Below are 25,616 nucleotides of genomic sequence, written 5' to 3' on the forward strand. Positions count from 1 at the left end.
AGAATGCAAGCCGGAAGAAAAGACCGCCCCGGAATCCGGGGCGGTCCCACGTCGTCGGCTCAGCCGGAGTGCGCCGCGCGCAGCTCGTGCTTGAGCACCTTCCCCGAGGCGTTACGCGGCAGTTCCGCGACCTCGACGACGGCCGTCGGCTTCTTGTAGGAGGCCAGCCGGTCCTTGCACCACTCGGACAGCTCCTCCACCGTCGGGGCCTGCGACCCCGGCGCCGGGACGATCACCGCGAGCGGAGTCTCCCCCCAGCGCTCGTGCGGCACGCCGACCACCGCGACCTCGGCGACGGCCGGATGCGCGGCCAGGGCGTTCTCCACCTCGGCGCAGTAGATGTTCTCCCCGCCCGAGATGATCATGTCCTTCTTGCGGTCGACGACGTAGATGAAGCCCTCCTCGTCGGCCCGCACCAGGTCGCCGGAGTGGAACCAGCCGCCCTCGAACGCCTCCGCGGTGGCCTCCGGGTTGTTCCAGTACCCCGACATCGTGGACGGCCCCCGGTAGACGATCTCGCCGACCTCGCCGGGCGCGACGTCCTTCATGCCGCCGTCCACGATCCGCGCCGCGACCGTCGCCACCGGCCTGCCCACCGAACCGATCTTGCGCAGCGCGTCCTGCGCCTCCAGCGCGCAGGTGACCGGGGACATCTCGGTCTGCCCGAACACCGCGACGTTCGAGGCGTGCGGGAACACCTCGGCCATGCGCTCCAGCAGCGTCACCGTCGCGGGCGCCGCGCCCCAGCTGATCGTCCGCAGCGAGCGGGCCCGCTCGGAGGCCGACGGCTCGGCGCACAACACCTGCCACTGCGCCGGGACGAGGAACGCGCTGGTGATCCCCTCGGACTCGATCAGCCCGAGGGTCGCGGCGGCGTCGAACTGCCCACTCGGCAGGACCACCGTGGTGGCGCCGACCATCAGCATCGGGGCCACCGAACCGATCGCCCCGATGTGGAACAGCGGGGACGCGCACAGGTTGATCTCGTCGTCGCCGAACAGCCGCCACGCGCGGATGAGGGTGAACGACTGCATGAGCAGGTTCAGGTGCGAGAGCATCGCGCCCTTGGGGCGCCCCGTCGTCCCCGACGTGTACATGATCAGCGCGGTGTCCCGCTCGTCGATCCGCGCCGAAGGCGGCTCGGCTCCCTCGGCCAGCACGTCCTCGTACCGTTCGGCGTCCGGTCCCGCCTCGGCCGCGGCCTCTCCCGTCACCAGGCAGGCGAGCGCGCCCTCGCCGATCGAGCGCACCGTGGCCGCGAGCGGGGCGAGCCCGCTGTCGGCGACCATCACCCGGGCGCCGCTGTCGGCGACGATGTAGGACGCCTCTGCCGCCGACAGGCGGAAGTTCACCGGGACCGCGATCGCGCCCAGCAGGTTCACCGCGACGACGGTCTCGACGAACTCCGGCCGGTTGGTCATCAGCACCACGACGCGGTCGCCCTGCCGCACCCCCCGCGCGTGCAGCCCGCCGGCCAGGGCCTGGACCCTCCGGTGCAGTTCCGCCCAGGTCGTAGAGGCCCCTTCGAACCGCAACGCGACCCCGTCCGGACGCGCGTGGGCGTGCCGCGCCACATGGTCCACCCAGTGGGCTCCGCCCCATCCGCTCACCGACATCAAGCCTCCTCCACGCATAAGTGGAAACTTACACTCTGCCCGTCCTCGACCACGGCGCGGCTTGCTTCGGGCGTTGTCCACAGCTTCGGCAGGGTCCCGAGAGACTTCCACCTCAGCCCGTGATCACAGGACTCCGAGTCGTGGGCCCGGTGATTTTTTCGTGGACCTGGTCGGTAGTTGTGGTCCTGGTCAGTGGTCCTGGTTACCGGGGGATCCCTCATGCCTTTCCGAATCACCGAGGGATCCCTCACACCTTTTTCGGGGGGATCTTGGGTTATCCACAGCCACGTCGCTCTTCTTCGCCCTCGGCTTGCGGACGGGAGGAATGTCCACCCCTGGGGGACCGTCACCTCCTGCTCGTTTGGGTCGAGGTAAGCAGCACGCAGGAGCAGGTCGTCCGGAGTCGTCATCCTGTACTCCGCTGCACGCCCCTCTCCCCCAGCGCGACCCGGTGCCTTGTGCGGCTTCACCAGTTCAAGGAGGCCAAGGGAGCGGAGCCTGCCGATGCAAACGCGAACGGTTCCTCTTTAAACTTCTTGAGCAGTGTAGGCCAACCCAACATGTGGCATAGGCCTACTTATGAGTTGGCATACATGCAGCCGGGCCCGCGAGAACAAAGTGCCCCAAGAAGCCATCGCCATCGAGCTCGAGCTCACCCGAGAACAGGTGCGCCGGTTCCAGCGCGAATACGAGCACACTTTGCACACCGGTCGGCTCACAGCCCCCGAGCGGTTCGACACGGCACGCCGCATCATCATCGACAGAGCCCGCCTACTCGACGTCGACCAGCTCTTCGAGATCGTGGATCAACTGCACAAGCAGGTGCATGCCAAGATCGAAGAATCCTGACCGGTATGCCCGCTCATCATCCCTCTGCTCACCGGCTCCATCATCTGCGGCTACAGCGGCAGCCTCTCCAAACTCGCCGGGTTCAGCTTCCTCTGCCCGGCTTCTGGCTCTGGCGGCTCGACGGCCCTCGGGATCTCCCAGGGGGCCGTTCGCGCGTCCGAGACAAGGTCAGGCCCGTGACGCATCCCATCTCTGGCATCATTCCCAGGTGAGTCTTTTCGGGTGGGAGATTCTGCCTTTCAAAGGCATAGGGGGACTGCTCGCCAAGCCCATCCTGTTCGGCAGGACCAGGCGGGAGATCACCCGGCAGTTCTCCCGGGCGTTCGGGGACGCGGTGGGAGAGGTCAGGACGTTCCGCAAGGCTGTCTGGGCGACCGGCGTGTGCGACCACTACATCGAGGGCGACCTGATCCTCTTCTACGACGACCTGGACCGACTGTTCTACCTGGAGCTCCACGACGTCGCCCCGGCCCACTACGACGACGTCCTGCTGACCGGCCGCCCCTACGGGAAGGTCGTCGCGGACCTGCGGGAGCGCGGGCACCGGGTGGTCGACGGCGAGGCCGGCTGCGAGGTGCCCGAGGCCGGGTTCAACCTCACCGCGGCGGACCCGGAGGACGACTCCCTGGGCGTGCAGTCGATCGGGGTGTTCCTGCGCAGCCCCTCGGAGGGCGTGCTCAGGATGTCCCGGGAGCCCGGCGTCGAGCCGATCACCGAGCACGTCCTGGTGTCCGGCGAGGGCACGCCTACGGTGCGGCTCGGGCAGGACAGGTGGGAGCTGCGCGAGCGGCTGGGGCCCGCGCTGCAGAGCGTCCCCTCCTACGGCGGGGCGGCCCAGGACTGGTACTTCGACCACGGGCTGATCCTGACCTTCGATGAGGACGAGCGGCTGAAGACGCTGGTCATCGGCTATGTGGGGGCCAAGGGCACCGCGCGCTTCGGCGATGTCCGGCTGCTGGGCCGCCCCTATGCCGAGGTCGCCGCCGACCTGGAGGCCCGGGGCGTCCGGGTAGAGCCGGGAGAGCTGTGCGGCGTCGTGCCCGAGCACGGTTTCACGCTGTCGCTGCTGGGACGCAAGAACCCGGTGCTGCCGGTCTCCGCCGTCGTGTTCCGGCGCTGAACCCGCCGCACCGGCGGCCGAGAAGCCCGAAGCCAAGGGCTTTTCATAACGTAATGATCTTTAGTGTCGTTTTGGCCTTACGCCTGATGGGTAGTGTTTTACGCTTGGGCGGATTTTTCCCCCGTGACTGAGGAGCCGCATGAGGCGCGTTGATCTGGGCATCGGAATCGTTGCCGGGGTCGTGGCCGTGGGCATCGGAACGGGAGCCCTCGTGGCGACCCGGTCGGACGGAGAGAAGCCGAAGACGCCGGCGACGGCATCGCCGAAGGACACCGAGCCGGCCGGCGCGCCGGAGCAACTCGCGAAGAACCGGGACCTCTCCCCTCCCGCCGAACCCGTCGAGACGACCGCCGACGACTCGAGCGTGTCGCTGAAGTGGGGTGCCTCCGGCGGGGACGTCACCGGCTACCGGGTGTACGACGGGACGAAGCTCCTGGCGGCCGGGAACGGCAACGAGTTGCAGGTCAAAGGCCTGAAGCCCTGCTCGGCGTACAAGCTGGCCGTGTCCGCCTTCAACGCGAAGGGCGAATCCAGGCCCACGACCCTCCAGGTGCGGACCGGTGGCTGCGAGAGAGCCGCGCGGAACCCCGTGGCGACGACCTACCTGCACCTGGGCTGGGGGCGTCCGCCGCGGGTGAAGAAGGTCATGAAGGCGACCGGGCTCAAGACGTTCACCATGTCCTTCATCCTCTCCGACGGCGGATGCGCCCCCGCCTGGGACGGCGGGCGCCCGCTCAAGGGAGGCGTCGACGCCAGGACCATCGCGGCGGTCAAGGCGGCGGGCGGGAACGTCCACATCTCCTTCGGCGGCTGGTCGGGACGCAAGCTCGGCCCCGCCTGCTCCAGCCCGCAGGCCTACGCGGCCGCGGTCCAGAAGGTCGTCGACGCCTACCGGCCGACCGCGCTCGACTTCGACATGGAGAGCGACGAGCTGAGGAACGCCGCCGTCCAGGACCGCATCCTGCGCGGCATGAAGATCGTGAAGCGGAAGAACCCCGGCATCCGGCTCATCGTCACGATGAGCACCGGCAAGAACGGCCCGGACCGCTGGGGCGTGCGGCTCATCCGGCAGGCCAAAACGTTCGGCGTGGACATCGACAACTACACGATCATGCCGTTCAACTTCGGCGGCTCCAACGTGCGCACGGACACCGTCCGCGCCGCCCAGGGCCTCAAGCGCGCGCTGAAGGCCGCGCGGGGCTGGAGCGACAGCACCGCCTACAGCCGGATGGGCATCTCCGGCATGAACGGCCACTCCGACGAGAAGGAGGTCACGACCCTCGCCAGTTGGAAGGCGATCCGCGACTGGTCCTCCTCCCACGGCCTGGGCCGCCTGGCGTTCTGGTCGGTCAACCGCGACCGCCCCTGCCCCGGCGACGTCAGGACCAACTGCAGCGGCGTCCCCCAGGACCCCTGGCAGTTCACCCGCATCACCGCCGGCTTCTGAGCAGATCGAGAACTCCGAACGCCGCGGGCACTGCCGGAAAAGAACGTGTGCTCTAGGCTTATGGGGCTCTTTTCCCTTCTGGCCGAGGAGTCGTCGTATGAGGCGCGTTGATCTGGGCATCGGCATCGTCGCCGGGGTCGTGGCCGGAGGTATCGGAGCCGGGGCCGTCGCGGTGCTCGCCGCCGACGGGAGCAAGCAGCGTGAGCGGCACTCGGCCTCGTGGACTCCGAAGCCGGAACCGGAGCCGTCCTCGGCGGCCACGGAGCAGTCCGCCTTGCCGAAGCAGCTCGAGAAGACCCGGGTTCCGAAGGTTCCGGCCGAGCCCACGACGGCCGTCGACGTCTCGAGCGTGTCGCTGAAGTGGGGTGCCTCCGGCGGGGACGTCACCGGCTACCGGGTGTACGACGGGACGAAGCTCCTGGCGGCCGGGAACGGGAACAAGCTTCGGATCAAAGGCCTGAAGGCGTGCCGGTCGTACCGGCTGGAGGTCGTGGCCTTCAACGCGCAAGGGGAGTCCAAGCGCAGGACCCTCCAGGTGAAGACGCGTGGCTGCACTCGCACTCCCTCGGCTGCGGGGAGCCCGACGGCCACCGCGTACCTCCACCTGGGCTGGGGACGTCCGCCAGAGGTCGAGACGGTGATGAAAGAGACCGGGATCAGGTCTTTCACCATGGCCTTCGTCCTTTCCGGCGGCGGATGCGATCCGGCTTGGGACGGCGACCGCCCGCTCCGGGGAGGCGTCGACGCCCGGACGATCTCGCGGATCAAGGCGGCGGGCGGGAACGTCCAGATCTCCTTCGGCGGCTGGTCGGGACGCAAGCTCGGCCCCGCCTGCTCCAGCCCGGAGGAGTACGCGGCCGCGGTCCAGAAGGTCATCGACGCCCACCGTCCGGCGGCGGTCGACTTCGACCTGGAGAACGACGACGAGCTGAAGAACGCCGCCGTCCAGGACCGCATCCTGCGCGGTCTGAAGATCGTAAAGCGGGACAACCCCGGCGTCCAGGTCATCGTCACGATGAGCACTGACAAGAACGGCCCGGACGGCTGGGGCGTGCGGCTCATCCGGCAGGCCAAAACGTTCGGCGTGGACATCGACAACTACACGATCATGCCGTTCAACTTCGGCGGCTCCGACCTGCACGCCGACACCGTCAGCGCCGCCGAAGGCCTCAAGCGCGAGCTGGTCTCCGTATGGGGCTGGAGCGACAGCACCGCCTACAGCCGGATGGGCATCTCCGGCATGAACGGGCACTCCGACCAGAAGGAGATCACCACTCCCGCCACCTGGAAGGCGATCCGCGACTGGTCCTCCTCCCGCGGCCTGGGCCGCCTGGCGTTCTGGTCGGTCAACCGCGACCGCCCCTGCCCCGGCGACGTCAGGACCAACTGCAGCGGCGTCCCCCAGGACCCCTGGCAGTTCACCCGCATCACCGCCGGCTTCTGACCGGATCCACCGGCATCCGCTTCATTCGCGCGCTGCGCGTACCGCCACAGCGGTGACCTTGTACTCGGGGCAGCCCGTCGAGGTGTCGGTGTACGCGGAGGTGAGGCGGTTGGCCTGCGCGTCGGGGAAGTGGAACGAGGTGAAGAGCTCGCCCGGGTTCACCTCGTCGGTGATCCGGGCGGGAAGCCGTATCGTCGCCCGGCGGCTGGCCACCTCCAGCAGGTCGCCTTGGGCGATGCCGAGAGCGGTCGCGTCCGCGTGGCTGATGTCGAGTGTCTCGGTCGGCAGCAGGTCCGAGTTTGGGGTGCGGCGGGTCATCGATCCGGTGTTGTAGTGGACGAGGCGGCGTCCGGTGACCAGGACATAGGGGAAGTCTCCGTCCGGTGACTCCCCCGGGGGCAGGTAGGGGCGGGCGGCCAGCGCCGCGCGGCCGTCGGGGGTGGCGAACCGGTCCAGGTGGAGGACGGCCCGGCCGGGGTCCTGGGCGTCCTGGCAGGGCCAGTGCAGGGGGCCGTCGCGGTCGAGCCGGTCGTGGGACATGCCCGCGAAGAGAGGCGTCAGCCCGGCGCATTCGGCGAAGGCCTCCGCGGGTGACGGGCATCCCAAGGACTCCCCCATGCGCTCCGAGAGCAGGTGCAGGATCTCGAAGTCGGCGCGGGCCTGGCCGGGAGGCTTCACCGCGGAGCGTACGCGCTGCACACGCCGGTCGAAGTTGACGAAGGTGCCGTCCTTCTCCAGGAAGGAAGCCGCGGGGAACACCACGTCGGCGTGCTCGGCGGTGGACGACAGGAACAGGTCGTGGACGACTACCAGCTCGCACGCCTTCAGCGCGGCGACGACATGGGTGGTGTCGGGGTCGGAGGAGGCGATGTCCTCGCCGATCACGTACAGCGCCTTGAGGTCACCGCGGACCGCGGCGTCGAACATCTGCGGAATGCGCAGCCCGGTCTCTTCCGGCACCGGACGGCCCCAGGCGGCGGAGAACCGCTCGCGGACCGCCGGGGAGGCGAGTTGCTGGTAGCCGGGCAGGAGATCCGGGAGCGCCCCCATATCGGAGGCTCCCTGGACGTTGTTCTGGCCGCGCAGCGGCAGCACGCCGCAGCAGCCGGGGGTGCCGACCGCGCCCTTGAGGATGGCGAGGTTCGCCAGGGTCCGCACCCCGTCGGTGCCGTGGAGGTGCTCGGTGACGCCCAACCCGTAGATGATCACGGGGTTCTCGGCCTGCCCGTACAACCGTGCGGCGGCCTCCAAGTCCTCGACGGGCACTCCGGCGATCCGCGCCGTCTCCTGCGGGAGATGTTCCTCCAGCACGGCCGACAGCTCGGCGAACCCCGAGGCCCGCGCGGCGAGGAACTCCTCGTCGGTGTGCCCCCCGTCGATGAGGAGCCGGGCGAGCCCGTTGAAGACCGCCACGTTGGAGCCGGGCCGGTTGCGCACATGCACGTCGGCCAACGCGGCCAGCTCGGTGCGGCGCGGGTCGATCACGACGAGCCGGGCCCCGCCCAGGACCCGCTGTTTGATGCGTGCTCCGACGACCGGATGGGCTTCGGTGGGGTTGGCTCCGGCCAGGAGCACGCAGTCCGCCCGGTCCACGTCCTCCAGCGGGTTGGTGCCGCCCGCCAGCCCGAACGAGGCGGTCAGGCCGGCCGCCGAGGGCGCGTGGCACAGCCGCGAGCAGTTGTCGACGTTGTTGCAGCCCAGGACGGTGCGGGCGAACTTCTGGGCGAGGTAGTTCTCCTCGTTGGTCATCCTGGCGGAGGAGATGACACCGATCGCGCCGCCGCCGTAGGAATCCCTGAGGGCGGCCAGACGGTCCGCGGTGAAGGCGAGCGCCTCCTGCCAGGTGACGGGTTCCAGCGGCGATCCGCGTCCGCCGCGACGCAGCAGCGGGCTGGTGAGCCGTTCCGGTGACCGGGCGAACCCGTGGGAGAAACGTCCCTTCACGCACGCGTGGCCACGGTTGACCGGGCCGTCCGCCGGGGTGACGACGGACACGGCCTCATCGCGGACATGGACACGCAGTGCGCAGCCCACCCCGCAGAATCCGCACGTCGTCGTGACGCTCCGTTCCATGGGCCTCGGATCCAGGAGGCCCGGCTCCGAAAGGGCACCTGTGGGGCAGGTGTCCACGCATCCGCCGCAGCCGACGCAGGGAGAAGACACCCACGGCTCGCCGGCCCCCGCCATGACGGACGTCTCGAAGCCCCGTCCCGCGAGCTCCAGCGCGAACGTCCCCTGCACCTCCGCGCACATCCGCACACAGCGTCCGCAAGCGATGCACAGATCGCCGTCGAACTTCACATACGGGTGCGAGTGGTCGAGGCCGCGGTGATGGACGGCACCGCTGAAAGCGCTGCGGGTCACGCCGAGATCCTGGCAGGCCCGTACCAGCTCGCTGCGGTCGGCGGGGAGGTCCGACGCCCGCTCCGGCAGTTCGGAGACGATCAGTTCCAGCGCGCCGCGTGCCGCCTCCCTGGCCCGGTGGTCGAAGGGGTCGACGGTCATGCCTTCGACGGCGGGTGTCGTGCAGGCCGCGACCACGCCTCCCGGAACCGCCGCCACCAAACAGACCCGGCAGGAGCCCTGCGGCGACAGGCGGTCGTCCTGGCAGAGCGCGGGCAGCGACACTCCCGCCGTACGCACCGCCGCCAGCACGGTGGTCCCCTCGGCCACCTCGACCCACCGGCCCGCGACGCGCACCAAGGTCATCTCGGCCCCAGCCCGAGTTCCTCGCGGTAAACGCGCAGCAGGCTGCGAACGGAGCCTGGAACTCCGCGGCCGAACGCGCACAGGCTCGCCGTCTCCATGACGTCCATCAGCCGTTCCAGCAGGGCGGGGACCTCGGGGCCATCGTCCGTTCCGAACCGTTCCGCCAGCTCCGATCCGCGCAGCGAACCCACGCGGCACGGTGCGCAGGCGCCGCAGCTCTCCGACGCCGCGAAGGCCCACACGTGGCGCAGCAGGGCTCGCGCCGAAATCGAGGTGTCGATGGCGACGAGGCTTCCGTGGCCCAAAGGGACACCACGGCCCGCCAGAGCGCCGGTCAGCAAGGGGGTGTCAAGGGCGTCCGGGGCCAGGAAGCCGCCCAGCGGCCCGCCGACCTGCAACGCCCTCAGCGTGCCGTCGTGCAGACCGCCGCCCAGCTCGTCGACGATCGTGGTCAGCGGTGTTCCGAACTCCACCTCGTAGACGCCGGGGCGGTGGAAGCGCTCGTTGAGGCAGACGAGTTTGGTCCCCGCTTCCTCCGCGTGTCCGAGGTCCGCGTACGCCTCGCCGCCGTGCCGCATGATCCAGGGCACGGCGGCGAGGGTCTCCACGTTGTTCACCGCGGTGGGCCGCCCGAAGAGGCCTCGGAAGACGGGGTAGGGCGGTCGGCTCCGCGCGCTGCCCCGCAGCCCTTCCAGCGCGTGCAGCAGCGCCGTTTCCTCCCCCGCGACGTAGGAGCCGGCTCCTTCGACGATCTCGACGTCGAAGGCGACGCCGGAGCCGTGGACGTCGGGGCCCAGATGCCCTGCCTCCCGTGCCTCCTGCACCGCGGCTTTCATCCGGGCGAAGGCCCCGGGGTACTCCGAGCGGACCAGGACCACCCCGTGGGCGGCACCGATCGCGAGCGCGGCCAGCGCCAGTCCTTCCAGCACCCGATGCGGGTCCTGCTCCATCAGGAGCCGGTCGCAGAAGGACCCCGGATCGCCTTCGTCGCCGTTGGCCACCACGAAACGCGGGGCCGTTCCGGTGGCGGCGGCCGACCATTTGGCCGCGACCGGGAACCGGGCGCCTCCGCGTCCGCGCAGCCCCGCTCGTGCCACCTCGTCGATCACCCGTTCGCGGGCTCGGGCTCCGTCCGCCACGGCTGTGGGCCAGGCCGTCCATGGCGGTTCTCCGCCGGCCAGGCCCGCCAGGGTCACCGGCCGCCGGGCATCGACGTGGAACGGCACGGGGGGCGCGCTGTCCGGCAGTGTCTCCGGGCGGGGCAGGGCGGCGCCCGGCGGGGGCGTCAGCAGCCCGCCCAGGTCTTCTCCCGTCCGGGGCAGCTCGCCGTCCAGGGCGGTCGGTGAGGCGTAGCAGAAGCCCAGGCAGTGCACTCGCCGCAGAGAGAAGGCCCCCTCCGGGGCCGCCGCCAGAAGCTCGTCCAGCCGCTCGACGTGCCGGCCACCCGTGGCGGCAAAACATGAAGTCCCCTCGCATACACGGATGTGCCGTTCCCGGGTCTCCCCATGGGCGAAGTCCGCGTAGAACGAGGCGGCACCCGCCACCGCGGCCACCGGGCGGTTCAGCGAGCCCGCGACCCGGCGCACGTCTTCGGCCCGCACCGGGCCTCCACCCGCCCGCGCGCGCAGAGCGTCGAGCGTCCCGAGCCCGCCCTCTCCGAACCGGACGGCCCACTCGACGAAACCCTCGCGAGGGACGGTCATAGCCCCCTGCCTTCCCAGCCGCCTCCCTGCTCAACCAGCGAACAAAACCATCAATTGGTGAATATCAAGCGCGGAAGGGTGGGACCGTCCCGTGGAGCGCCCACCCCGGAGAGGGATGTTCTGTACGATCGACGGGTGAACTTCCACCTGAACGGCGTCCTGCCGCCGCCCGTGCGCCTCTGAACGAGCGCACGCTGAAAGCCTGATCTCTCGCCCGCGATCACGTCCGCGGGCCCGTCCGTCGTGCGCTCGTCCTCGATCAATTCCTTTCGGATATCGACGACGGAAGTTCACGACTGTGCAGAATCAGATCTCTGGGGCGGCGCCCATCCTCATCGCCTCGGTGTTGTGGGGCACCACCGGCACCGCCAGTTCCCTCGCCCCCTCCGGAGCTCCGGCGGCGGCCATCGGCTCGGCAGGCCTGGCGTTCGGCGGGCTGCTGCTGTTCCTGTCCACACGCGGCGCCCGTACGCTGCACGCCGCGTGCACCGGAGCCGAACGGTGGCTGCTCCTGCTGGGGGCCATCGCGGTGGCCGGATATCCGGTCACCTTCTACCCGGCCGTGGCGCGCACCGGCGTGGCCGTGGCCACTGTGATCGCGCTGGGCAGCGCCCCGGTCTTCACCGGGCTGCTGGCCTGGATCATCGGACGGAGCCGTCCCGCGACCCGTTGGCTGTGCGCCACCGCTGGAGCCGTGCTCGGCTGCGCCGCACTGGTCCTGGGGCCCGAACTCACCGACGGCGCGGCCCCCCTGGACACCGCCGGTGTCCTCCTGGCGGCTCTGGCGGGACTCTCCTACGCCGTCTACGCCCTCATCAGCGGAAGACTCATCGCACACGGCCACGCCTCCGGATCGGTGCTGGGCGCGATGTTCGGCGGCGCGGCCTTGCTCGTCCTGCCGGTGCTGCTGTCCACCGACACGCATTGGCTCCTCACCTGGCGCGGCACGGCCGTGGCCCTGCACCTGGCGTTCTTCACCACCTTCGTGGCCTACCGCCTCTTCGGCCACGGCCTGCGCCGCACCTCCGCGCAGACCGCCACCACCCTGACACTGGCCGAACCCGCCGTGGCCGCGCTGCTGGGAGTGGCCGTCCTCGGCGAACAGCTGCCCCTTCTCTCCTGGTCCGGCCTGGTCGTCCTCGCCCTGGCCCTCGTCCTCCTCACCACTCCCACCCGCCCCCGCCGTCCGGCCGCCATCGTCGTGGAGGACGGGCCCGACCAGAGAAATCGCGGAAGGATGTCGATGCGGCCGTGTCCCGTTCGTCGTCAGGGTGTGCGGCGGACGGCCGCCGCGGACACGAGGCGTGAAGGAGCCCGACAGTGAAGTACATGCTGCTCATCAACAGTGGTGCGGTCGACGAGAACGGCGGGGCCGAGGGGTGCAGCGTCGAGGACTGGATCGCCTACGACAAGACCGTGCGGGACGCGGGGATCCTCGTCTCGTCGGAGTCGCTGGCGGACCTGGTCACCGCCACGACGGTCCGGGTGGGCCCCGACGGGGAGCGCACGGTCACCGACGGACCGTTCGCGGAGACCCGTGAGGTGCTCGGCGGCTTCTACGTCATCGACGTCCCGGACCTGGACGCCGCACTGGACTGGGCGGCCCGATGCCCAGGTTCGCGCGGTGGCGGGGCGGTCGTGGTGCGGCCGGTCGCCGACTTCGGGGCCTGACGGCGATGCGGGAACGGTCGACCGCCGTTGACCTGGCCGTGGAGGCGGTGTTCCGGGAGGAGCACGGGCTTCTGCTCGCCTCCCTCGTCAGCCGCTTCGGTGACCTCGACCTGGCCGAGGAGGTGGCCTCCGAGGCGATCGAGGCGGCGCTGGTGCGCTGGCCCCTGGACGGGGTGCCCTCCAGGCCCGGGGCGTGGCTGCTGACGACGGCCCGGCGCAAGGCGGTCGACCGGCTGCGGCGGGACCGGGCGTACGCCGCCCGGCTCGCCGTCCTGCAGGCGGACGCGGAACGGGCCGGCCCCGTCCCGTCCGCGGACGCCGTCGGCGAGCTCCCCGACGAGCGGCTGCAGCTGTTCTTCACCTGCGCGCACCCCGCTCTCCCGGCCGAGGCGCGCGGGGCGCTGATCCTGCGCTGCCTGGCCGGGCTGACCACGCCGGAGGTCGCGCGGGCCCATCTCGTCCCACCGACGACGATGGCCCAGCGGATCGTGCGGGCCAAGAGAAAGATCCGCGAGGCCCGGATCCCGTTCCGGGTGCCCGGTCCCGACGAACTGCCCGGACGTCTGCCCGGCGTGCTGCAGGTCCTCTATTCGATCTTCACGGAGGGGTACGCGGCCAGTTCCGGCACCCGGTTGCAGCGGCCCGGCCTGGCGGAGGAGGCCATCCGGCTGGCGCGGGTCCTGCGCCGGCTGCTGCCCGCCGAACGTGAGGTCACCGGCCTGCTGGCCCTGATGCTCCTCGTCCACGCGCGGCGTGCCGCCCGCACCGGTCCGGACGGCGGCCTGGTGCTGCTCGAGGACCAGGACCGCACCCGATGGGACCGGACCATGATCGAGGAAGGGCTCGCCCTGGTGCCGCCGGCGCTGGCCGGCGGCCCGCCCGGCCCGTACGGAGTGCAGGCCGCGATCGCCGCGCTGCACGACGAGGCACCGGACCTCGCCGCCACCGACTGGCCGCAGATCGTGGCGCTCTACGACGTGCTGCTCGCACTCACCCCGTCCCCCGTCGTCGCGCTCAACCGCGCCGTGGCGGTGGCCATGCGCGACGGACCGGAAGCGGGCCTGACGCTGCTCGATGAACTCGCCGGCGACGAGCGGCTGCGCACCCACCATCCCTATCCGGCCGCACGCGGGGAACTGCTGCACCGCCTCGGCCGCCTGCCGGAGGCCGCGGCCGCCTACCGCCGCGCGCTGGAACTCGCCGGCACCGAACCCGAACGCGCCTACCTGCGGCGCAGACTCCACGAAGTCGAGTCCTGAACGCCCGACCCGCTGGGAGCTACAGCCGGGGCGGAAGATTCTCATCCTCCTGCCGGTGGGCAGCCTCTCGGGTTTCCTCTCCTGAGGCTCCGTGTCCGGCGCTGAGCAGCCGGCGCCGGGCCCAGGCGAGGAGCGCCAGCACGCCCAGCATCAGAGCGGCGTTGGCGGCGTACTTGGCGGGGTAGGAGACCTCGCCCAAAGGCTGGACGAGGAAGGAGAGACTCGCGTTGGCCACGAGGGCGGCGCCCCCGACGGCCAACACGTGGTCCCGCCCCCACCGCGCTCGAGCGGACCACCACACCAGCAGGCCACCGGACAGAAACAGCGTCGCTGCCTTCAAAGCGATCCCCGGCCAGGTCGCGGGCAGCAGGTGATAGGCGGTCAGCAGGACCGTGCCGAGGACTCCGACCCGCCATGCTGCCGGTACCCGTCCGGGACGTCGCACGCGGCGGCGCGGAATCGCGAAGGCCGCCACGATCAGGACGAGGGCGAGTGCGGCGGTGGTGCCGAGCTGGGCCGGGGTGGCCATGAAGTGCTCGGTGTGCTCGTGGAAGAACACCAGGACCGCCAAGGCGTACAGCGCGACCATCACGCTCGTGCCGACCTTGCCCAGCCACGGCCGGTCGGCGATCCGCGGAACGCAGGACTCGACCACGGCGATCGGCGCGGCGAAGCTCCAGATCGCGTGGCCCGCGATGAAGGTCAGCGCGTGGTTGGCGCTGATACCCAGGCCTGGAATGAGGGTGGGCAGCCGTTCCTGGTCCCAGAAGGGATCGTCGATGAAGGCGGGGTTGAACAGGCTCTGGTCGATCAGCCCGGCCTGGATCAGGCCGAACGCCGCGCCCAGCAGCAGGATCGACGGCCATCCGCGACCGGTCCGCCGAACCGCCTCGCGGATCATCACCGCGACCGTGCCGTAGAGCGGAGCGAGGAAGAGCAGTCCGACCAGCAGCTCCAGCGGTCGGCTCATGATTTCGAGATAGCCGATGAGGTACTCGGCGCAGATCGGGGACAGCACCAGCAGTCCCAGCGCGGGCGCGAGTCCGCGCCTCAGTGACGGTCCCAGAACGGTTCGGCCGGTGTCCATGGTGTTCCTCTTCGTACCGGAGGGAGGGACTCCATCATAAACCGAGTGCTCGGTCTATTATTAGGCCCGGGACCGATAAAGTGGTGTCGGCCCATGAGGATCCAGCCAGGAAGGACATGATGAGAACGGTCGACCCGGCCAAACACCAGGCCCGTCGGCGGCACATCGTGAACGCCGCGGCCGAGCTGTTCGCGGCCAAGGGCTTCGAGCGCACCACGACCGCCGAGATCTGCAGGGCCGCGGGCACGAGCGCGGGCAACCTGTTCCACTACTTCCCCAACAAGCGGGCCATCTTCCTCGCCGTGTTCGAGGACGACGGGGACGACAAGGCCGAACGCCTGGCACAGGCGCGGTCCGGCGACGACCCGTGGGCGGCCCTGCTCGAGGTGGTCGACCTCCTCGCCGCCCCCGCGACGGAGCCGATCGTTCCTCCGCTGGTGATGGAGGCGATGGTCCAGGCCTACCGAGACCCCGAGGTCGAGGCGGCGCTGAGCCGCGACAACGCCGTGGAGCACGCCGCGATCGCCGCGTTGCTGTCAAAAGCCACCGACGCCGGCCAGATCGACCCCGGCCTGGATCCGAACGACACCGCGACCTGGATCCAGGCCCTGATCGCCTCGCTCTACACCAGCGCGGCCACCGACCCGACGTTCAAGCCGGCCGAGCAGCTCACCACCCTTCACCTCATCCTGCACCGATTCCTCCGGCCCGAGCCGAGCAGCCCTTAGAGGGTGTTATGCAGGTGTTTATGCCGGTACGGGCTGTTGTGTTGGTGAGAGTTGTGTTGCGTGCCATTGGTGCTGTTCGGGGCGAAGAATCCCGGTTGGCGAGGCCTCAGCCGACGAGGCGTTTGAGTTTGGCTCGGGTGCCTTCGGTGTGCTCGGGCTCATCGGGCAGGCCGAGAGCACGGCAGACGTCTTTGGTGCGCAAGCCCTCGGAAGTGCCGGCGAGGATGGCCGGGATCTGCTGGTAGACGGCCGGAAGGTCGGCGGCTGCCTCCGGCGGGGTCTGCTCGTCGAGCTCGGTGAGGGTCTGGCGGGTGGCCTCCAGCCGCGTCAGGAGCTGCCGGGCCTCCTGCAGCCGGCCAGCGAGGTCGGCGATGGCCTCCTCGAGCCGGTCGACCTCGGCCCGTGCGGTGCGGGTGCGCTCGTCCAGCTGCCGCAGCAGCGCTTGGGGCAGCAGCGGGCTGGTCATGCGGCCAAGTCCCACGAGGACGGGCGGGGGCTCTCCAGGTGGGCGTGGTGGTGCGGGTGATTTGGCGGGAGAGGTTGTCGGTCATCGCCCAGTAGACGGAGACCGGGACAAACCGTGGGAACCGCAGGTAGAACTGATGTCCTGGACGGGCCTGCCCGGTGGATGGCAAGGCGGCTCGGTGCGCATCACTCCAGCCGAGCGCTACATGAAGACAACGCCGGTCGTCCATTCCCACGGTTTCTCCCGGTCTCCGTGAAACTGGGGCAACATCACTGGAACCGTTACGCTCCTGGCGACCACGGAACGACGAACTGATCTTCCCTCTACTCCTCGGCGAAGGGCTCGTCGCTCCAGCGGAACCACACCTGATCGTCCTGGATGTGAAGCAGGAACTCCGCTACCAGCCCATGCGGCGCGACCAGCTCCACAGCCCCGGTGATCTGCTCATAGACCGCTTCCCAGACCTCGTAGTCATCATCGATTCGATCAAGAAGTTCCAGTTCTTGAGCGAACAACGGGCTCAATTCGGGAAACCCAGGCCCCGCCGCGAAGCGCCCGTTGAGCCAGGGCCGATCCACCGACTCGATGGTGATCTCACCGACCAGCTCGTCCTGGCGCATGAGCCGCCAGACGCTCCCTTCAAAGGGCGGATCCGTGAACTACGAGATCCCGACGCCACCGACGACGAAGAGGACTGAGTCATGTCGCGCGTCCGGGCGGTGCAGAGGCGCCCGTACAGGTGGTCGACCTCGTGGCCGACCAGGCGCGGGCGGGCCAGATCGTCGCTGAAACCCGAGGTGAGGGTTCAGCTGTTCTTGAAGGGGTTGAGGGTCTTTCCGGCGAGGTAGCCCAGGCGGATGGGCAGGGGCTTCATGGCGACGGCGGAGATCTTGTTGACGAGGCCGGGGACGCACACGGGTTTGCCCTTCATGACGGCGGTCCAGCCTTCGGTGACGACGGCCTCGGGGTGCTGCCACAGGATGCGGGGCAGGTGGTTGGCCTTGTCGCGGGTGCCCATGACGTCGTGGAATTCGGTGTGGGTGAAGCCGGGGCACAGGGCGGTGACGTGGATGCCGTGCGGTTTGAGTTCCATGTCGAGGGCTTGGGAGGTGTTGAGGACGTAGGACTTGATGCCGGTGTAGAGCAGGCTGGCGGCGGGCGGGGCGAACGCGGCGACCGAGGACAGGTTGACGATGCGGCCCCAGCGGCGTTTCTTCATGCCGGGGATGACCAGGTGGGCCAGCTCGGTCTGGGCGGTCACCATCAGCTGGATCTCTCCGGCCAGGGTGTCCCAGGGAGTGTCGGCGAACGCGGTCTTTCCCGACAGTCCGGCATTGTTGATCAGGACGTCGATCTCCAGGCCCTGCTGGTCGGCGTAGGCGAGGATCGCCGCCGGGGTGGCGGGGTCGGTGAGGTCGGCGGCGAACACTTCGTAGCGCCCACCGTGCCGTTCGGTCAGCTGCGCGGCGAGGTCCTGGAGCCGGTCGGCGCGGCGGGCGACCAGGAGCAGCTGGTAGCCGCGGGCGGCCAGGTGGCGGGCGAACGTCGCGCCGATGCCGGCGGACGCGCCGGTGATCAGCGCGGTGCGGGGGGATGTGGTCATGAGGTCCTTCGTTCGGGCGGGGCAGGCAAGGTGGGGGTTAGGCGGGCGGGCCGGGCAGCTCGCGCGGGCCGGGCGTGAAGGCGGACCGGGCGTTACCGACGTCGCCCCGGTAGGGGCCGACCGGGCCGGTCAGCAGGAAGGGCCGGGGGACGCGGCGCTGAGCGTCGGTGAATCCCCAGGTGCCCATGCCCAGGTAGACGCCGGGTGCGGCACGCCGTACCTCATCCACCATGTGGATCATCCCGCACATCGAGACGTAAGCGCGGTACAAGAGCGTGTAGGCCGGAGCACCGTCGTAGCGGGACGGGGCCAGGAGCGTGCGCATCGGATACCGCTGCCGGACCCGGCCGAACTGGTCGAAGGTGTTGTAGCCGCGCCCGCCGTCCTCATCGACGGGCCGGAAGCCCTTGCACAGCCACGTCCCGAGCGGGTTCTCCACGGCCGCTTTTCCGGTCACCACGGCGAACAGGTTGGGCTGGGCCAGCAGAGCGGCGGTGTACTCGCCGTTCATCTCGCCGATCGCGGGGGCATCCAGAGTGGTGAACAGGGTCAGCAGGCCGCTGGTGTCCAGCCGGCGCAGCTCAGCGGCCGCGCTCTCGGTCTCCAAAGGAACCCACCTCATCTCTTGAATGGTCCTCAAGAAACGTAGCGCCTTCTTGAGCGGTGTTCAAGATAGAGTGGAGGGGTGCCCAGGAACCGACGCCCGCAGGATCGCGAGGAGAAGCGCGAGGAGATCATCGCCGCCGCGCAGCGCCTGTTCGTCGACGACGGCTATGAGTCGGCGTCCATGGGGCAGATCGCCAAGAGCGCAGGCGTCACCGTCAACACGATCTACTGGTATTTCCGTGACAAGGACGAGCTGCTCATCGCCGTCCTGGACCGCCTGCTGGCCGAGGCGCTCGCCACCTACGCGGAGATCGACGGCCTGCCGCTGAACGATCGGCTGCTGTGGGTGGTCGACCAGCTGGAACGGCTGCACGGGCTCGTCAACACCGTGCACACCCGCGCCCCGGTCTCCCCCGCCATCGACACATGGCACGCCGGATTCCACCAGCTGGCCGACACCCTGTTCGTCGACGGCCTCCGCACGGCCGGCGCCGCCGAGACCGACCTCGCCGCCATGACCGCGATCGGCACCTTCGTCATCGAAGGCCTCCTCACCCACCAACGCGACGAGGCGGGCAAGCGGGCGGTCATCGACCTGCTCGTCCACAGCCTCACCGCCGCCACCCGAACAGGGTCAGGCTGACCGGCAGCGGCGCTCTACGACACAGAATCTCAATTACCTGTCACACTGGCTCCTCTCGTGATGCCACGGCCCAGCTCGCGGCGGTGTCGGCGGTGTCGGCCCTTCGACCGGCAGATCAGGCGGGTTGGGGTGTGAGTTCTCTCAGCCGTCCGTCGAGTTCGGAGCGGTAGAAGTCCATGAATCCGTCAGGGTCGGGACCGGCGTTCTGCATCACCAGGTGGTCGAACCCGGCGTCGACGAACGGCTGGGTGACCTCGAGGTACCTGGACGGGTCGGGGCCGCAGGCGAACTTCTCCAGGATGTCCTCCTCGCGCACGGTGGTGCTGGCCGCTTCGAAGTTGGCCGGGTTGGGCAGCTCGCTCATCACCTTCCATCCGGTCAGCGCCCAGCGGGAGCTCTCCCACGCCGACCGCGCGGCGGTGTGCTCGTCGGGTGCCCAGGCCATGGGGACCTCGGCGAAGAGCGGTCCGTCACCCCCGGCTTCGCGGAACTCCTTGACGAGCTTCTCCTTGGGCTCGGTGGAGAACATCCCGTCTCCGAACTCGGCGGCGAGCCTGGCCGCCCGAGCCCCGCCCGCGGCCACCGCGATCGGGGGGAGCTCCTCGGGCAGGTCGAACACCCGGGCGTCCTCGAGCTGCAGGTACTTGCCCTGGTAGGAGCGGTAGCCGCCCTGCCACAGCAGCCGGATGATCTCCAATGCCTCCCGCAGCATCTCGTGGCGGTCCTGCACCGACTGCGGGAAGCCCGGCCCGACGACGTGCTCGTTCAACCGCTCCCCCGAGCCGATCCCCAGGGTGAAGCGCCCGTCGGACAGCAGCGCCAGCGTCGCCGCGGCCTGCGCGATGATCGCCGGGTGGTAGCGGACGGTCGGACAGGTCACCCCGGTCGCCAGAGCGATCCGCTCGGTCTTCGCGGCGATGGCGCCCAGCACCGACCAGGCGAACGGCGAGTGCCCCTGGTCGTGCAGCCACGGGTGGTAGTGGTCGCTGATCTCGACGAAGTCGAATCCGGCCTCCTCGGCCTTCACCGCCTGTCGCACCAGCTCCTTGGGCCCGAACTCCTCCGCCATGAGCTTGTACCCGATCCGCATCTACGCCCCCGTGATCGCATTTTGTCCCTTTTGGTCCTTCTGCCCTGTTCGCCACGACCCGAACACCGGCTCCGGCAAACCCTCAGCCGCGGACTCCGCGGACCGCCTGCTGCCGGGTGATCAGATGGGTCCCGCCGCGCTCGACACGCCGGAGCCTGCCGTGCAGGCCGCGGCGGCCCAGCTCCTTCTCGAAGTCCGACAAGGGCGACTTGAACACCGTGTAGTCGTCGTAATGGACGGGGACGACGGTGGCGCAGCCGACCGTCTCCAGCCACCGCGCGCCCTGCTCACCGTCCATGGTGACGGTGAGCAGGCCGAGCAGCCGGGTCCCGCCCAGGTGGACGATCCCGGCGTCGATGTGCGGGTGGCGCCGGTGGATCTCGGCGAGCTCGCCGTACATGAGGGTGTCGCCGCTGATGTAAACGCGCAGCTCCGGATCGCCGCCACGCGGCCCGAACTCCAGCAGGGACCCCATGACGGGCGGCAGCAGCCGGCGCATCGCCCCTGGCGCGTGCCGACCGGGCATGGCGGTGACGCGGATCTGGTGGTCCTGCTTGGTGAGGGTCTGCGACCCCCAGGTCCGCAACCCCTCGGCCTGCCGGAAACCCCGGCCGCGCAGGGTGCGGGAGGCGGCCGGGGTCGTCAGGACGGGCAGCCGCCGGTCCAGATGGCGTTCGGCCACGCTGTCCCAGTGGTCGCCGTGCAGATGGGAGAGGATCACGCCGTCGAGCTCGGGGAGGTCCTCCACGGAGATGGCCGGATCCTTCAGCCGCCTGCTGCTCAATCCGTACCCCAGATAAGCGCGCTGCCCTCGTCTGATGAAGTTCGGGTCGGTGAGCAGCGTGAAAGGCCCGTACCGGATGACCGTCGTGGCGTTTCCGACGAAGGTCAGCGTGGCGGCGTCCCCGGACATGAATTCCCCCTTGAATTCCCCCTTTCTGCTGATTACCCCCTGACCTGGCGGTCATGCGCTCCACCTGGCAGAGTGCCATCTCGGCCCGCCTCCTCTCCGACGGCTGAAGGCTCAGCCGTATGGTGGACGGAGATCAAGGGAAGGAAGTGACGCCAGGTGGGGTCCGGCGAAGAGACGCTGACGGCGGTGGAGGTCGGTTTGCGGGAGGCGGTCCCCGGGGACGCGCCCGCGGTGGTCGCGCTGGTGGAGTCCGCCTATCGCGGGGATGCCAGCCGGACGGGCTGGACGACCGAGGCCGACCTGCTCGACGGGCAGCGGACCGACACGGCGGCCGTACTGGAGATCATCGAGGCCGAGGACAGCAGGGTGCTGCTGGTCGAGCGGGACGGTGTGACGACAGCCTGCTGCCAGCTGGAGCGACGGGGCGAGATCGCCTATTTCGGGATGTTCGCGGTCCGCCCCTCACTGCAGGGCTCCGGCCTGGGGCGTCATGTCCTGGCCTTGGCCGAGCGCGAGGCCCGTGCCTTCTGGGGCGTCCGTGAGATGCAGATGACGGTCATCTCCGTCCGCGCCGAACTCATCGCCTGGTACGAGCGCCGCGGCTACCGCCGAACCGGTGAGAGCCGTCCTTTCCCCTACGGGGATGAGCGCTTCGGTGTTCCCCGTCGCCCCGATCTGGAGTTCATCGTCCTCACCAAGCCCCTCGACTGATCGGCGCGACGCCCTGGCCCGGTACGAGGCTCAGTCGGGCACCGCAGGGAAAAGGGGCGGCGGATCTCATCCGGTTCGGTCGGCGAGGGTCTCGGGTGCGGTGATCTCTATGGCGGCATAGCGGATGGTGATGACGCCGTCGCGTTCGAGCTCCTTGAGGATCTTGTTGAGGGAGGGGCGCCGGACGCCGAGCATGGCGGCGAGGGTGCTTTGCGGGAGGGGGACCTGGCCGTCGATGGCCTCGTCGAGGAGTAGTCGGGCGGTCTGCTGGGTGAGGGTGCGGCCGAGAAGGTTGAGGATGCGGTGCTGGCTGGTGGCCAGGCGCATGGCGATGCTGGACAGCCAGCGGCGGGCGATGTGGGGGCGGGTGGCGAGGACGCGTTCGAAGTCGGCGCTGTCGAGGATGAGGCAGGTGGTCTCGTCGAGGGCGCGGGCGGTGTACGGAAGGGGCATGGCGAGCAGGTGCTGGATGTCGCCGTCGACGTCGCCGGGGCGCAGGATGCCGATGACGGTGCGGCGGGTGCCGGAGCCCACCGATAGCTCGATGCGGCCGTGCCGCAGGATCCACACGTGGTCGGGGATCTGCCCGGAGGGAAAGATCCTGGTGCCGGGCGGGTAGGTACGGGTGCGGAGGACCTGGGCCAGGGTTGCGAGGTCCTCGGGGGTGAGAGGGGCGGCTTCGCCGCGGCCGACGCAGCGGGCGATCCAGGCGGCCTCACGGATCTGGGCGTCGTGCGCAGGCCCGCCGAGAAGGCGGGCTGCTTGGTCGATGCCGGGCAGTTTGGACAGGTCCATGACTCAGATGGTGTCACCTTGCTGACATTGTGTCCGGTGGCCCCGGCTGAGGAGGAGTTCACTGGGGACATGACGATCAGAGCCGTGTGGCGAGGGCAGGTGCTGGCCGAGAGCGAGAAGACGCTCCGGCTGGAGGGCAACCACTATTTTCCGGTCGAGTCGCTGAACCGGGAGTTCTTCGTCGAGAGCGCCACGACGAGCGTGTGTCCGTGGAAGGGCCGGGCGCGGTACTTCGATGTGGTGGTCGACGGGCAGGTGAACCGGGACGCGGCGTGGTACTACCCGGAGCCGAGCCGGGCCGCCGCGCAGATCAAGGGGCGGGTGGCGTTCTGGCACGGCGTCCGGGTGGAGAGGGCCGAGGACGCACCGGGAGCCGAGCGGCCGGGGATGATGGCCCGACTGCGCGGTCTGCTGGGAGACGGCCGGTGAGCGGGACGCCGGTCCGGCGGCGGACACGGTCGGACGAGCTGCCGGCGTGGCGGATCGGGATCGTCTCAGGCCTGGTCGGAATCCTGTGCTGTGTGGGGCCGACGGTGCTGGCGCTGCTCGGAGTGGTGAGCGCCGGCACGGCGTACGCGTGGGCGAATGATCTTTATGGCGATTACGCATGGTGGTTCCGTCTCGGCGGGGTCGCCGTGCTCGTCGGCTTGGGGTGGTGGGCGTTGCGGCGCCGCGGCCTGTGCTCGGTCGGCGGGGTCAGGCGGGCGAGGTGGCGGCTGCTGGCCGCGGCCGCAGTGGCGGTCGGGACTTACGCGGTGCTGTACGCGGTGACGACCTGGCTCGGAACCCTCGCCGTGTAGCCGGTCCGCGGGCGGGTCAGGCCGGCTGCTGCTTCTCGGCGATGAGAAGGCAGTAGCCGGCGCTCTGCTCTCGGACCGCTCGCCGGGCGAGGGCGGTCATCTCCAGCACGGTGGGGACGTCGACGCCGTCGAGGGCGGCGGGCCGGGTGATGCGCAGCGCCCTGAGCCGGGCCTCGATGAGGTCGATCATGCCGGCGAGGGCCTCGTCGTGCTGTTCGGCGACCGTCGTGCGCAGCCCTGCCCCGTCGAGGATCTCGGTGTATTCGGCGGTGGGCCGGGCGTCGGCGATGCAGGCGACCCACCCCGCGAGGCCGACCAGCCGTTCGTCGAGTTCGGCCGGGTCGAGGGTGACGTCGGTGAGGCCGACCCTGCCGCCTGGACGCAACACCCGGGCGATCTCGGCGGCGGCGGTGGGTTTGTCGGGGAAGGTGCAGAACGCACATTCGCAGATCACGGCGTCGAAGAGGCCGTCGTCGAACGGGAGCCGTTCGGCGTCGCCGAGGTGGAAGCGGACCCGGTCGGCGAGACCGGCGGCCTCGGCCGCCGCCTGGGCCTTGGCGACGTTGGCGGGGCCGAGGTCCACCCCGTCGACGTGGACGCCGTGCTCGCGGGCCAGCAGCAGCGCGGTGCCGCCGGGTCCACAGGCCAGGTCCAGGACCTGGTGGCGCGGGCCGAGTTCGAGCCGGTCGGCCAGACGTCGCGTCAACGCCTTGCCGCCCGGGTGGTAGGAGTCACCCAGGAGCAGCGCGACGGCGTTGTGCTGGTAGAGGGCGGTACAGCAGCTCTTGACGTTCTCCGGTGCGGTCATGACAGGCGCTTTCCCGTGTTGGTGGCGTCTCTGTCCTCTTTCTGCGCTGCGTTCCTGGCGATTTTGGAGCCATGGGGCGAGCTCTCCAGGAGCGGCAGGAGGGGTGTGGCATTGGGGACGGTGTCGGCGACGGGGACGCCGGTGAGCTGAGCGCGGACCTGCTCTCGGTAGCCGACGGAGTTGTAGGCGCAGAACGGGATGAGCCTGCCGTCCGGGGTGATCTGCTCGACGCAGCACTTCATCAGCTGCCGGACGTTCAACGTGTAGGGGTCCTGGAAGTCCTGCATCACGATCATGAACGCCTTGCCGGACAGCTCCGGGAGGTCCGGTGGCAGGTCGACCCCGCAGGACTCGCAGTCCAGTGCCTCCAGGCTCGCGTTGACGGCGGCCGAGCCGGGGACGGCCGAGGCGCTCCACAACTTCTCCAGCGCGGTGCGGATCTCCGGGTCGGGAAGGGCGCGGTTGGAGACGTAGTCCAGGTATTCCGCGGGATCCAGCAGCCGGGTCACGGGCACGACGTCGTCGCCGTCGGTGATCGCGTAGGTGATGGACCGGCAGGTGGGGAAGCAGCACGGGACCGGGAAGAAGTCCGAGGGGGTGAACCATCCGGGTCGCTGGTCGCACAGCAGCGCGATCACGTCGGAGTTGGTGAGCCGGGTCAGCGGGTCGAACTCCAGATGCCGTCCGGCGTGGGTGACGGGCTGGAACACCACCCCGCCGACCGCCGGGTGGGCGATGCCGTGCGCGACGATCGCGCCGACCTCGTGTTCGTTCAGGTCCTTCTCGATCGCGGCGGCGAGCATGACCTTCAGCCCGGCCGCCGCGCAGTTGTCCAGCGCGCGTTGCTTGATCTCGCGCAGGTCCCGGCCGCGGATCCGCCGGTGGGTGGTCTCGTCGAACCCGTCGAACTGCAGGTAGATCGTCACCTCGTGCTCGGCGAGCCGGGGCGCGAACGTGCGGTCGGTGGCCAGGCGGATGCCGTTGGTGTTGAGCAGCACGTTGCGGATCGGCCGCTTGCGGGCGGCGGCGATGAAATCGAGGATCTTCGGATGGATGCTGGGCTCCCCGCCGGAGAACATCACCACCTCCGGCGCCCCTTCGGCGGCGACGTAGGCGTCCAGCATGGTCTCGCACTGCTCGAGCGTGATGGCGAACCCGTCCGGCTGGTGTCCGGAGTCGGCGAAGCAGATCGGGCAGTCCAGGTTGCAGTTCGAATTCACTTCGATGAGCCCGAGACAGGCGTGCTGCTTGTGCTCCGGGCACAGCCCGCAGTCCAGCGGGCAGCCGTCCTTCACCTCGGTCTGGAACTCCAACGGCAGCGTGCCCGGCTTGTTGAACCGGGACGAGCCCATGTACGCGTCGGCGTCGCCGTACACGAGCGCCTCGAACTCCCCGTGCTCTCCGCAGCGTTTGCGCAGGTAGACCTTGCCGCCACGCAGGTTCACCTGCGCGTCCACCACGACCTTGCACACCGGGCAGATCGACTTGGTGTACTCGACGAACACCTCATCGCGATCCATGCACCACACCCTTCACCTGTGTTCTCTC

25 protein-coding genes are annotated in these 25,616 nt (G+C 69.9%); 12 read left to right on the forward strand and 13 right to left on the reverse strand.

Annotated features, from left to right (window positions below):
• Positions 1–59: 59 nt before the first annotated feature.
• Complete coding sequence (locus tag ABGB12_RS12065; protein ID WP_347677014.1) at positions 60–1,616, reverse strand: long-chain-fatty-acid--CoA ligase; 1,557 nt, start codon at positions 1,614–1,616, stop codon at positions 60–62.
• Between the two features lie 618 nt (positions 1,617–2,234).
• Here ABGB12_RS12065 and ABGB12_RS12070 point away from each other — a divergent pair.
• The 4 genes from ABGB12_RS12070 to ABGB12_RS12085 all read left to right on the forward strand — a co-directional run bounded on the left by ABGB12_RS12070 (position 2,235) and on the right by ABGB12_RS12085 (position 6,476).
• The gene (locus ABGB12_RS12070; RefSeq protein ID WP_347677016.1) at positions 2,235–2,465 is read left to right on the forward strand and encodes a hypothetical protein; all 231 of its coding nucleotides are present in this window, start codon (positions 2,235–2,237) and stop codon (positions 2,463–2,465) included.
• 208 nt (positions 2,466–2,673) lie between these two features.
• On the forward strand, positions 2,674–3,585 hold the full coding sequence (locus ABGB12_RS12075) for a hypothetical protein (RefSeq protein ID WP_347677018.1): 912 nt from the start codon (positions 2,674–2,676) through the stop codon (positions 3,583–3,585).
• Positions 3,586–3,724: 139 nt separating this feature from the next.
• A complete protein-coding gene (locus tag ABGB12_RS12080) occupies positions 3,725–5,032 on the forward strand; it encodes a chitinase (RefSeq protein WP_347677020.1) in 1,308 nt (435 codons plus the stop codon).
• Between the two features lie 97 nt (positions 5,033–5,129).
• Positions 5,130–6,476: a chitinase gene (locus tag ABGB12_RS12085; RefSeq protein ID WP_347677022.1), complete on the forward strand. Its 1,347-nt coding sequence runs from the start codon at positions 5,130–5,132 to the stop codon at positions 6,474–6,476.
• 21 nt (positions 6,477–6,497) lie between these two features.
• On the opposite strand, the gene fdhF is transcribed toward ABGB12_RS12085, so the two are convergent.
• Both fdhF and ABGB12_RS12095 read right to left on the reverse strand, forming a co-directional pair.
• The gene (fdhF, locus tag ABGB12_RS12090) at positions 6,498–9,185 is read right to left on the reverse strand and encodes a formate dehydrogenase subunit alpha (protein ID WP_347677024.1); all 2,688 of its coding nucleotides are present in this window, start codon (positions 9,183–9,185) and stop codon (positions 6,498–6,500) included.
• Positions 9,182–10,888 (reverse strand): NADH-ubiquinone oxidoreductase-F iron-sulfur binding region domain-containing protein, encoded by a 1,707-nt coding sequence (locus ABGB12_RS12095; protein ID WP_347677026.1) that lies wholly within the window; start codon positions 10,886–10,888, stop codon positions 9,182–9,184. Before ABGB12_RS12095 ends, fdhF begins: the two co-directional genes overlap by 4 nt.
• Positions 10,889–11,186: 298 nt before the next feature.
• On the opposite strand from ABGB12_RS12095, the gene ABGB12_RS12100 reads away from it, so the two are divergent.
• From ABGB12_RS12100 to ABGB12_RS12110, 3 genes are read left to right on the forward strand one after another with little or no spacing between them, the layout of a single operon-like run.
• The gene (locus ABGB12_RS12100; RefSeq protein WP_347677027.1) at positions 11,187–12,212 is read left to right on the forward strand and encodes an EamA family transporter; all 1,026 of its coding nucleotides are present in this window, start codon (positions 11,187–11,189) and stop codon (positions 12,210–12,212) included.
• Positions 12,209–12,559 (forward strand): YciI family protein, encoded by a 351-nt coding sequence (locus tag ABGB12_RS12105; RefSeq protein ID WP_347677029.1) that lies wholly within the window; start codon positions 12,209–12,211, stop codon positions 12,557–12,559. Before ABGB12_RS12100 ends, ABGB12_RS12105 begins: the two co-directional genes overlap by 4 nt.
• 5 nt (positions 12,560–12,564) lie before the next feature.
• Positions 12,565–13,818, forward strand: a complete 1,254-nt coding sequence (locus ABGB12_RS12110; RefSeq protein ID WP_347677031.1) for an RNA polymerase sigma factor — start codon at positions 12,565–12,567, stop codon at positions 13,816–13,818.
• A gap of 19 nt (positions 13,819–13,837) precedes the next feature.
• Here the strand turns inward: ABGB12_RS12110 and ABGB12_RS12115 are convergent, their stop codons facing one another.
• Positions 13,838–14,905: a hypothetical protein gene (locus ABGB12_RS12115; RefSeq protein ID WP_347677033.1), complete on the reverse strand. Its 1,068-nt coding sequence runs from the start codon at positions 14,903–14,905 to the stop codon at positions 13,838–13,840.
• Positions 14,906–15,024: 119 nt separating this feature from the next.
• Here ABGB12_RS12115 and ABGB12_RS12120 point away from each other — a divergent pair, with 119 nt between their 5' ends.
• Positions 15,025–15,633, forward strand: coding sequence for a TetR/AcrR family transcriptional regulator (locus tag ABGB12_RS12120; RefSeq protein ID WP_347677035.1), 609 nt, complete (start codon positions 15,025–15,027; stop codon positions 15,631–15,633).
• 106 nt (positions 15,634–15,739) lie between these two features.
• On the opposite strand, the gene ABGB12_RS12125 is transcribed toward ABGB12_RS12120, so the two are convergent.
• From ABGB12_RS12125 to ABGB12_RS12140, 4 genes are all read right to left on the reverse strand, one after another.
• Complete coding sequence (locus ABGB12_RS12125; protein WP_347677037.1) at positions 15,740–16,099, reverse strand: hypothetical protein; 360 nt, start codon at positions 16,097–16,099, stop codon at positions 15,740–15,742.
• A gap of 323 nt (positions 16,100–16,422) precedes the next feature.
• Positions 16,423–16,719: a hypothetical protein gene (locus ABGB12_RS12130; protein ID WP_347677039.1), complete on the reverse strand. Its 297-nt coding sequence runs from the start codon at positions 16,717–16,719 to the stop codon at positions 16,423–16,425.
• Between the two features lie 185 nt (positions 16,720–16,904).
• The gene (locus tag ABGB12_RS12135) at positions 16,905–17,702 is read right to left on the reverse strand and encodes an SDR family oxidoreductase (protein WP_347677041.1); all 798 of its coding nucleotides are present in this window, start codon (positions 17,700–17,702) and stop codon (positions 16,905–16,907) included.
• A 37-nt stretch (positions 17,703–17,739) separates the two neighbouring features.
• Positions 17,740–18,309, reverse strand: coding sequence for a hypothetical protein (locus ABGB12_RS12140; RefSeq protein ID WP_347677043.1), 570 nt, complete (start codon positions 18,307–18,309; stop codon positions 17,740–17,742).
• 78 nt (positions 18,310–18,387) lie between these two features.
• On the opposite strand from ABGB12_RS12140, the gene ABGB12_RS12145 reads away from it, so the two are divergent.
• Entirely contained in the window at positions 18,388–18,951 is a 564-nt protein-coding gene (locus ABGB12_RS12145; protein WP_347677045.1) for a TetR/AcrR family transcriptional regulator, read from the forward strand.
• 115 nt (positions 18,952–19,066) lie between these two features.
• Here ABGB12_RS12145 and ABGB12_RS12150 read toward each other — a convergent pair whose 3' ends face one another.
• Positions 19,067–20,041: a TIGR03557 family F420-dependent LLM class oxidoreductase gene (locus ABGB12_RS12150; RefSeq protein WP_347677047.1), complete on the reverse strand. Its 975-nt coding sequence runs from the start codon at positions 20,039–20,041 to the stop codon at positions 19,067–19,069.
• A gap of 82 nt (positions 20,042–20,123) precedes the next feature.
• Positions 20,124–20,954, reverse strand: a complete 831-nt coding sequence (locus ABGB12_RS12155; protein ID WP_347677049.1) for an MBL fold metallo-hydrolase — start codon at positions 20,952–20,954, stop codon at positions 20,124–20,126.
• A gap of 156 nt (positions 20,955–21,110) precedes the next feature.
• Here ABGB12_RS12155 and ABGB12_RS12160 point away from each other — a divergent pair, with 156 nt between their 5' ends.
• Positions 21,111–21,665: a GNAT family N-acetyltransferase gene (locus tag ABGB12_RS12160; RefSeq protein ID WP_347677051.1), complete on the forward strand. Its 555-nt coding sequence runs from the start codon at positions 21,111–21,113 to the stop codon at positions 21,663–21,665.
• A 66-nt stretch (positions 21,666–21,731) separates the two neighbouring features.
• Here ABGB12_RS12160 and ABGB12_RS12165 read toward each other — a convergent pair whose 3' ends face one another.
• The gene (locus ABGB12_RS12165) at positions 21,732–22,460 is read right to left on the reverse strand and encodes a Crp/Fnr family transcriptional regulator (RefSeq protein WP_347677053.1); all 729 of its coding nucleotides are present in this window, start codon (positions 22,458–22,460) and stop codon (positions 21,732–21,734) included.
• Positions 22,461–22,529: 69 nt separating this feature from the next.
• Between ABGB12_RS12165 and ABGB12_RS12170 the strand changes: the two genes are divergently transcribed.
• Together ABGB12_RS12170 and ABGB12_RS12175 are read left to right on the forward strand one after the other, a co-directional pair.
• Complete coding sequence (locus ABGB12_RS12170; protein ID WP_347677055.1) at positions 22,530–22,889, forward strand: DUF427 domain-containing protein; 360 nt, start codon at positions 22,530–22,532, stop codon at positions 22,887–22,889.
• Complete coding sequence (locus ABGB12_RS12175) at positions 22,886–23,260, forward strand: hypothetical protein (RefSeq protein WP_347677057.1); 375 nt, start codon at positions 22,886–22,888, stop codon at positions 23,258–23,260. Before ABGB12_RS12170 ends, ABGB12_RS12175 begins: the two co-directional genes overlap by 4 nt.
• 16 nt (positions 23,261–23,276) lie before the next feature.
• Here the strand turns inward: ABGB12_RS12175 and ABGB12_RS12180 are convergent, their stop codons facing one another.
• Both ABGB12_RS12180 and ABGB12_RS12185 read right to left on the reverse strand, forming a co-directional pair.
• Positions 23,277–24,068: a class I SAM-dependent methyltransferase gene (locus tag ABGB12_RS12180; RefSeq protein WP_347677059.1), complete on the reverse strand. Its 792-nt coding sequence runs from the start codon at positions 24,066–24,068 to the stop codon at positions 23,277–23,279.
• Complete coding sequence (locus ABGB12_RS12185; protein WP_347677061.1) at positions 24,065–25,588, reverse strand: radical SAM protein; 1,524 nt, start codon at positions 25,586–25,588, stop codon at positions 24,065–24,067. Before ABGB12_RS12185 ends, ABGB12_RS12180 begins: the two co-directional genes overlap by 4 nt.
• Between the last annotated feature and the right edge of the window lie 28 nt (positions 25,589–25,616).

Origin of the sequence: Actinocorallia sp. B10E7, assembly GCF_039871655.1 — a bacterium.
Taxonomy (GTDB): Bacteria; Actinomycetota; Actinomycetes; order Streptosporangiales; family Streptosporangiaceae; genus Actinocorallia.

What these genes read in the sequence shown, in the direction of transcription:
- ABGB12_RS12130 (WP_347677039.1), bottom strand. Translation starts at nt 16,719, where the DNA reads ATGCGCCAGGACGAGCTGGTCGGTGAGATCACCATCGAGTCGGTGGAT.
- ABGB12_RS12180 (WP_347677059.1), bottom strand. Translation starts at nt 24,068, where the DNA reads ATGACCGCACCGGAGAACGTCAAGAGCTGCTGTACCGCCCTCTACCAG.
- ABGB12_RS12080 (WP_347677020.1), top strand. Translation starts at nt 3,725, where the DNA reads ATGAGGCGCGTTGATCTGGGCATCGGAATCGTTGCCGGGGTCGTGGCC.
- ABGB12_RS12155 (WP_347677049.1), bottom strand. Translation starts at nt 20,954, where the DNA reads ATGTCCGGGGACGCCGCCACGCTGACCTTCGTCGGAAACGCCACGACG.
- fdhF (WP_347677024.1), bottom strand. Translation starts at nt 9,185, where the DNA reads ATGACCTTGGTGCGCGTCGCGGGCCGGTGGGTCGAGGTGGCCGAGGGG.
- ABGB12_RS12165 (WP_347677053.1), bottom strand. Translation starts at nt 22,460, where the DNA reads ATGGACCTGTCCAAACTGCCCGGCATCGACCAAGCAGCCCGCCTTCTC.
- ABGB12_RS12110 (WP_347677031.1), top strand. Translation starts at nt 12,565, where the DNA reads ATGCGGGAACGGTCGACCGCCGTTGACCTGGCCGTGGAGGCGGTGTTC.
- ABGB12_RS12125 (WP_347677037.1), bottom strand. Translation starts at nt 16,099, where the DNA reads ATGACCAGCCCGCTGCTGCCCCAAGCGCTGCTGCGGCAGCTGGACGAG.
- ABGB12_RS12150 (WP_347677047.1), bottom strand. Translation starts at nt 20,041, where the DNA reads ATGCGGATCGGGTACAAGCTCATGGCGGAGGAGTTCGGGCCCAAGGAG.
- ABGB12_RS12135 (WP_347677041.1), bottom strand. Translation starts at nt 17,702, where the DNA reads ATGACCACATCCCCCCGCACCGCGCTGATCACCGGCGCGTCCGCCGGC.
- ABGB12_RS12120 (WP_347677035.1), top strand. Translation starts at nt 15,025, where the DNA reads ATGAGAACGGTCGACCCGGCCAAACACCAGGCCCGTCGGCGGCACATC.
- ABGB12_RS12085 (WP_347677022.1), top strand. Translation starts at nt 5,130, where the DNA reads ATGAGGCGCGTTGATCTGGGCATCGGCATCGTCGCCGGGGTCGTGGCC.
- ABGB12_RS12115 (WP_347677033.1), bottom strand. Translation starts at nt 14,905, where the DNA reads ATGGACACCGGCCGAACCGTTCTGGGACCGTCACTGAGGCGCGGACTC.
- ABGB12_RS12065 (WP_347677014.1), bottom strand. Translation starts at nt 1,616, where the DNA reads ATGTCGGTGAGCGGATGGGGCGGAGCCCACTGGGTGGACCATGTGGCG.
- ABGB12_RS12095 (WP_347677026.1), bottom strand. Translation starts at nt 10,888, where the DNA reads ATGACCGTCCCTCGCGAGGGTTTCGTCGAGTGGGCCGTCCGGTTCGGA.
- ABGB12_RS12170 (WP_347677055.1), top strand. Translation starts at nt 22,530, where the DNA reads ATGACGATCAGAGCCGTGTGGCGAGGGCAGGTGCTGGCCGAGAGCGAG.
- ABGB12_RS12185 (WP_347677061.1), bottom strand. Translation starts at nt 25,588, where the DNA reads ATGGATCGCGATGAGGTGTTCGTCGAGTACACCAAGTCGATCTGCCCG.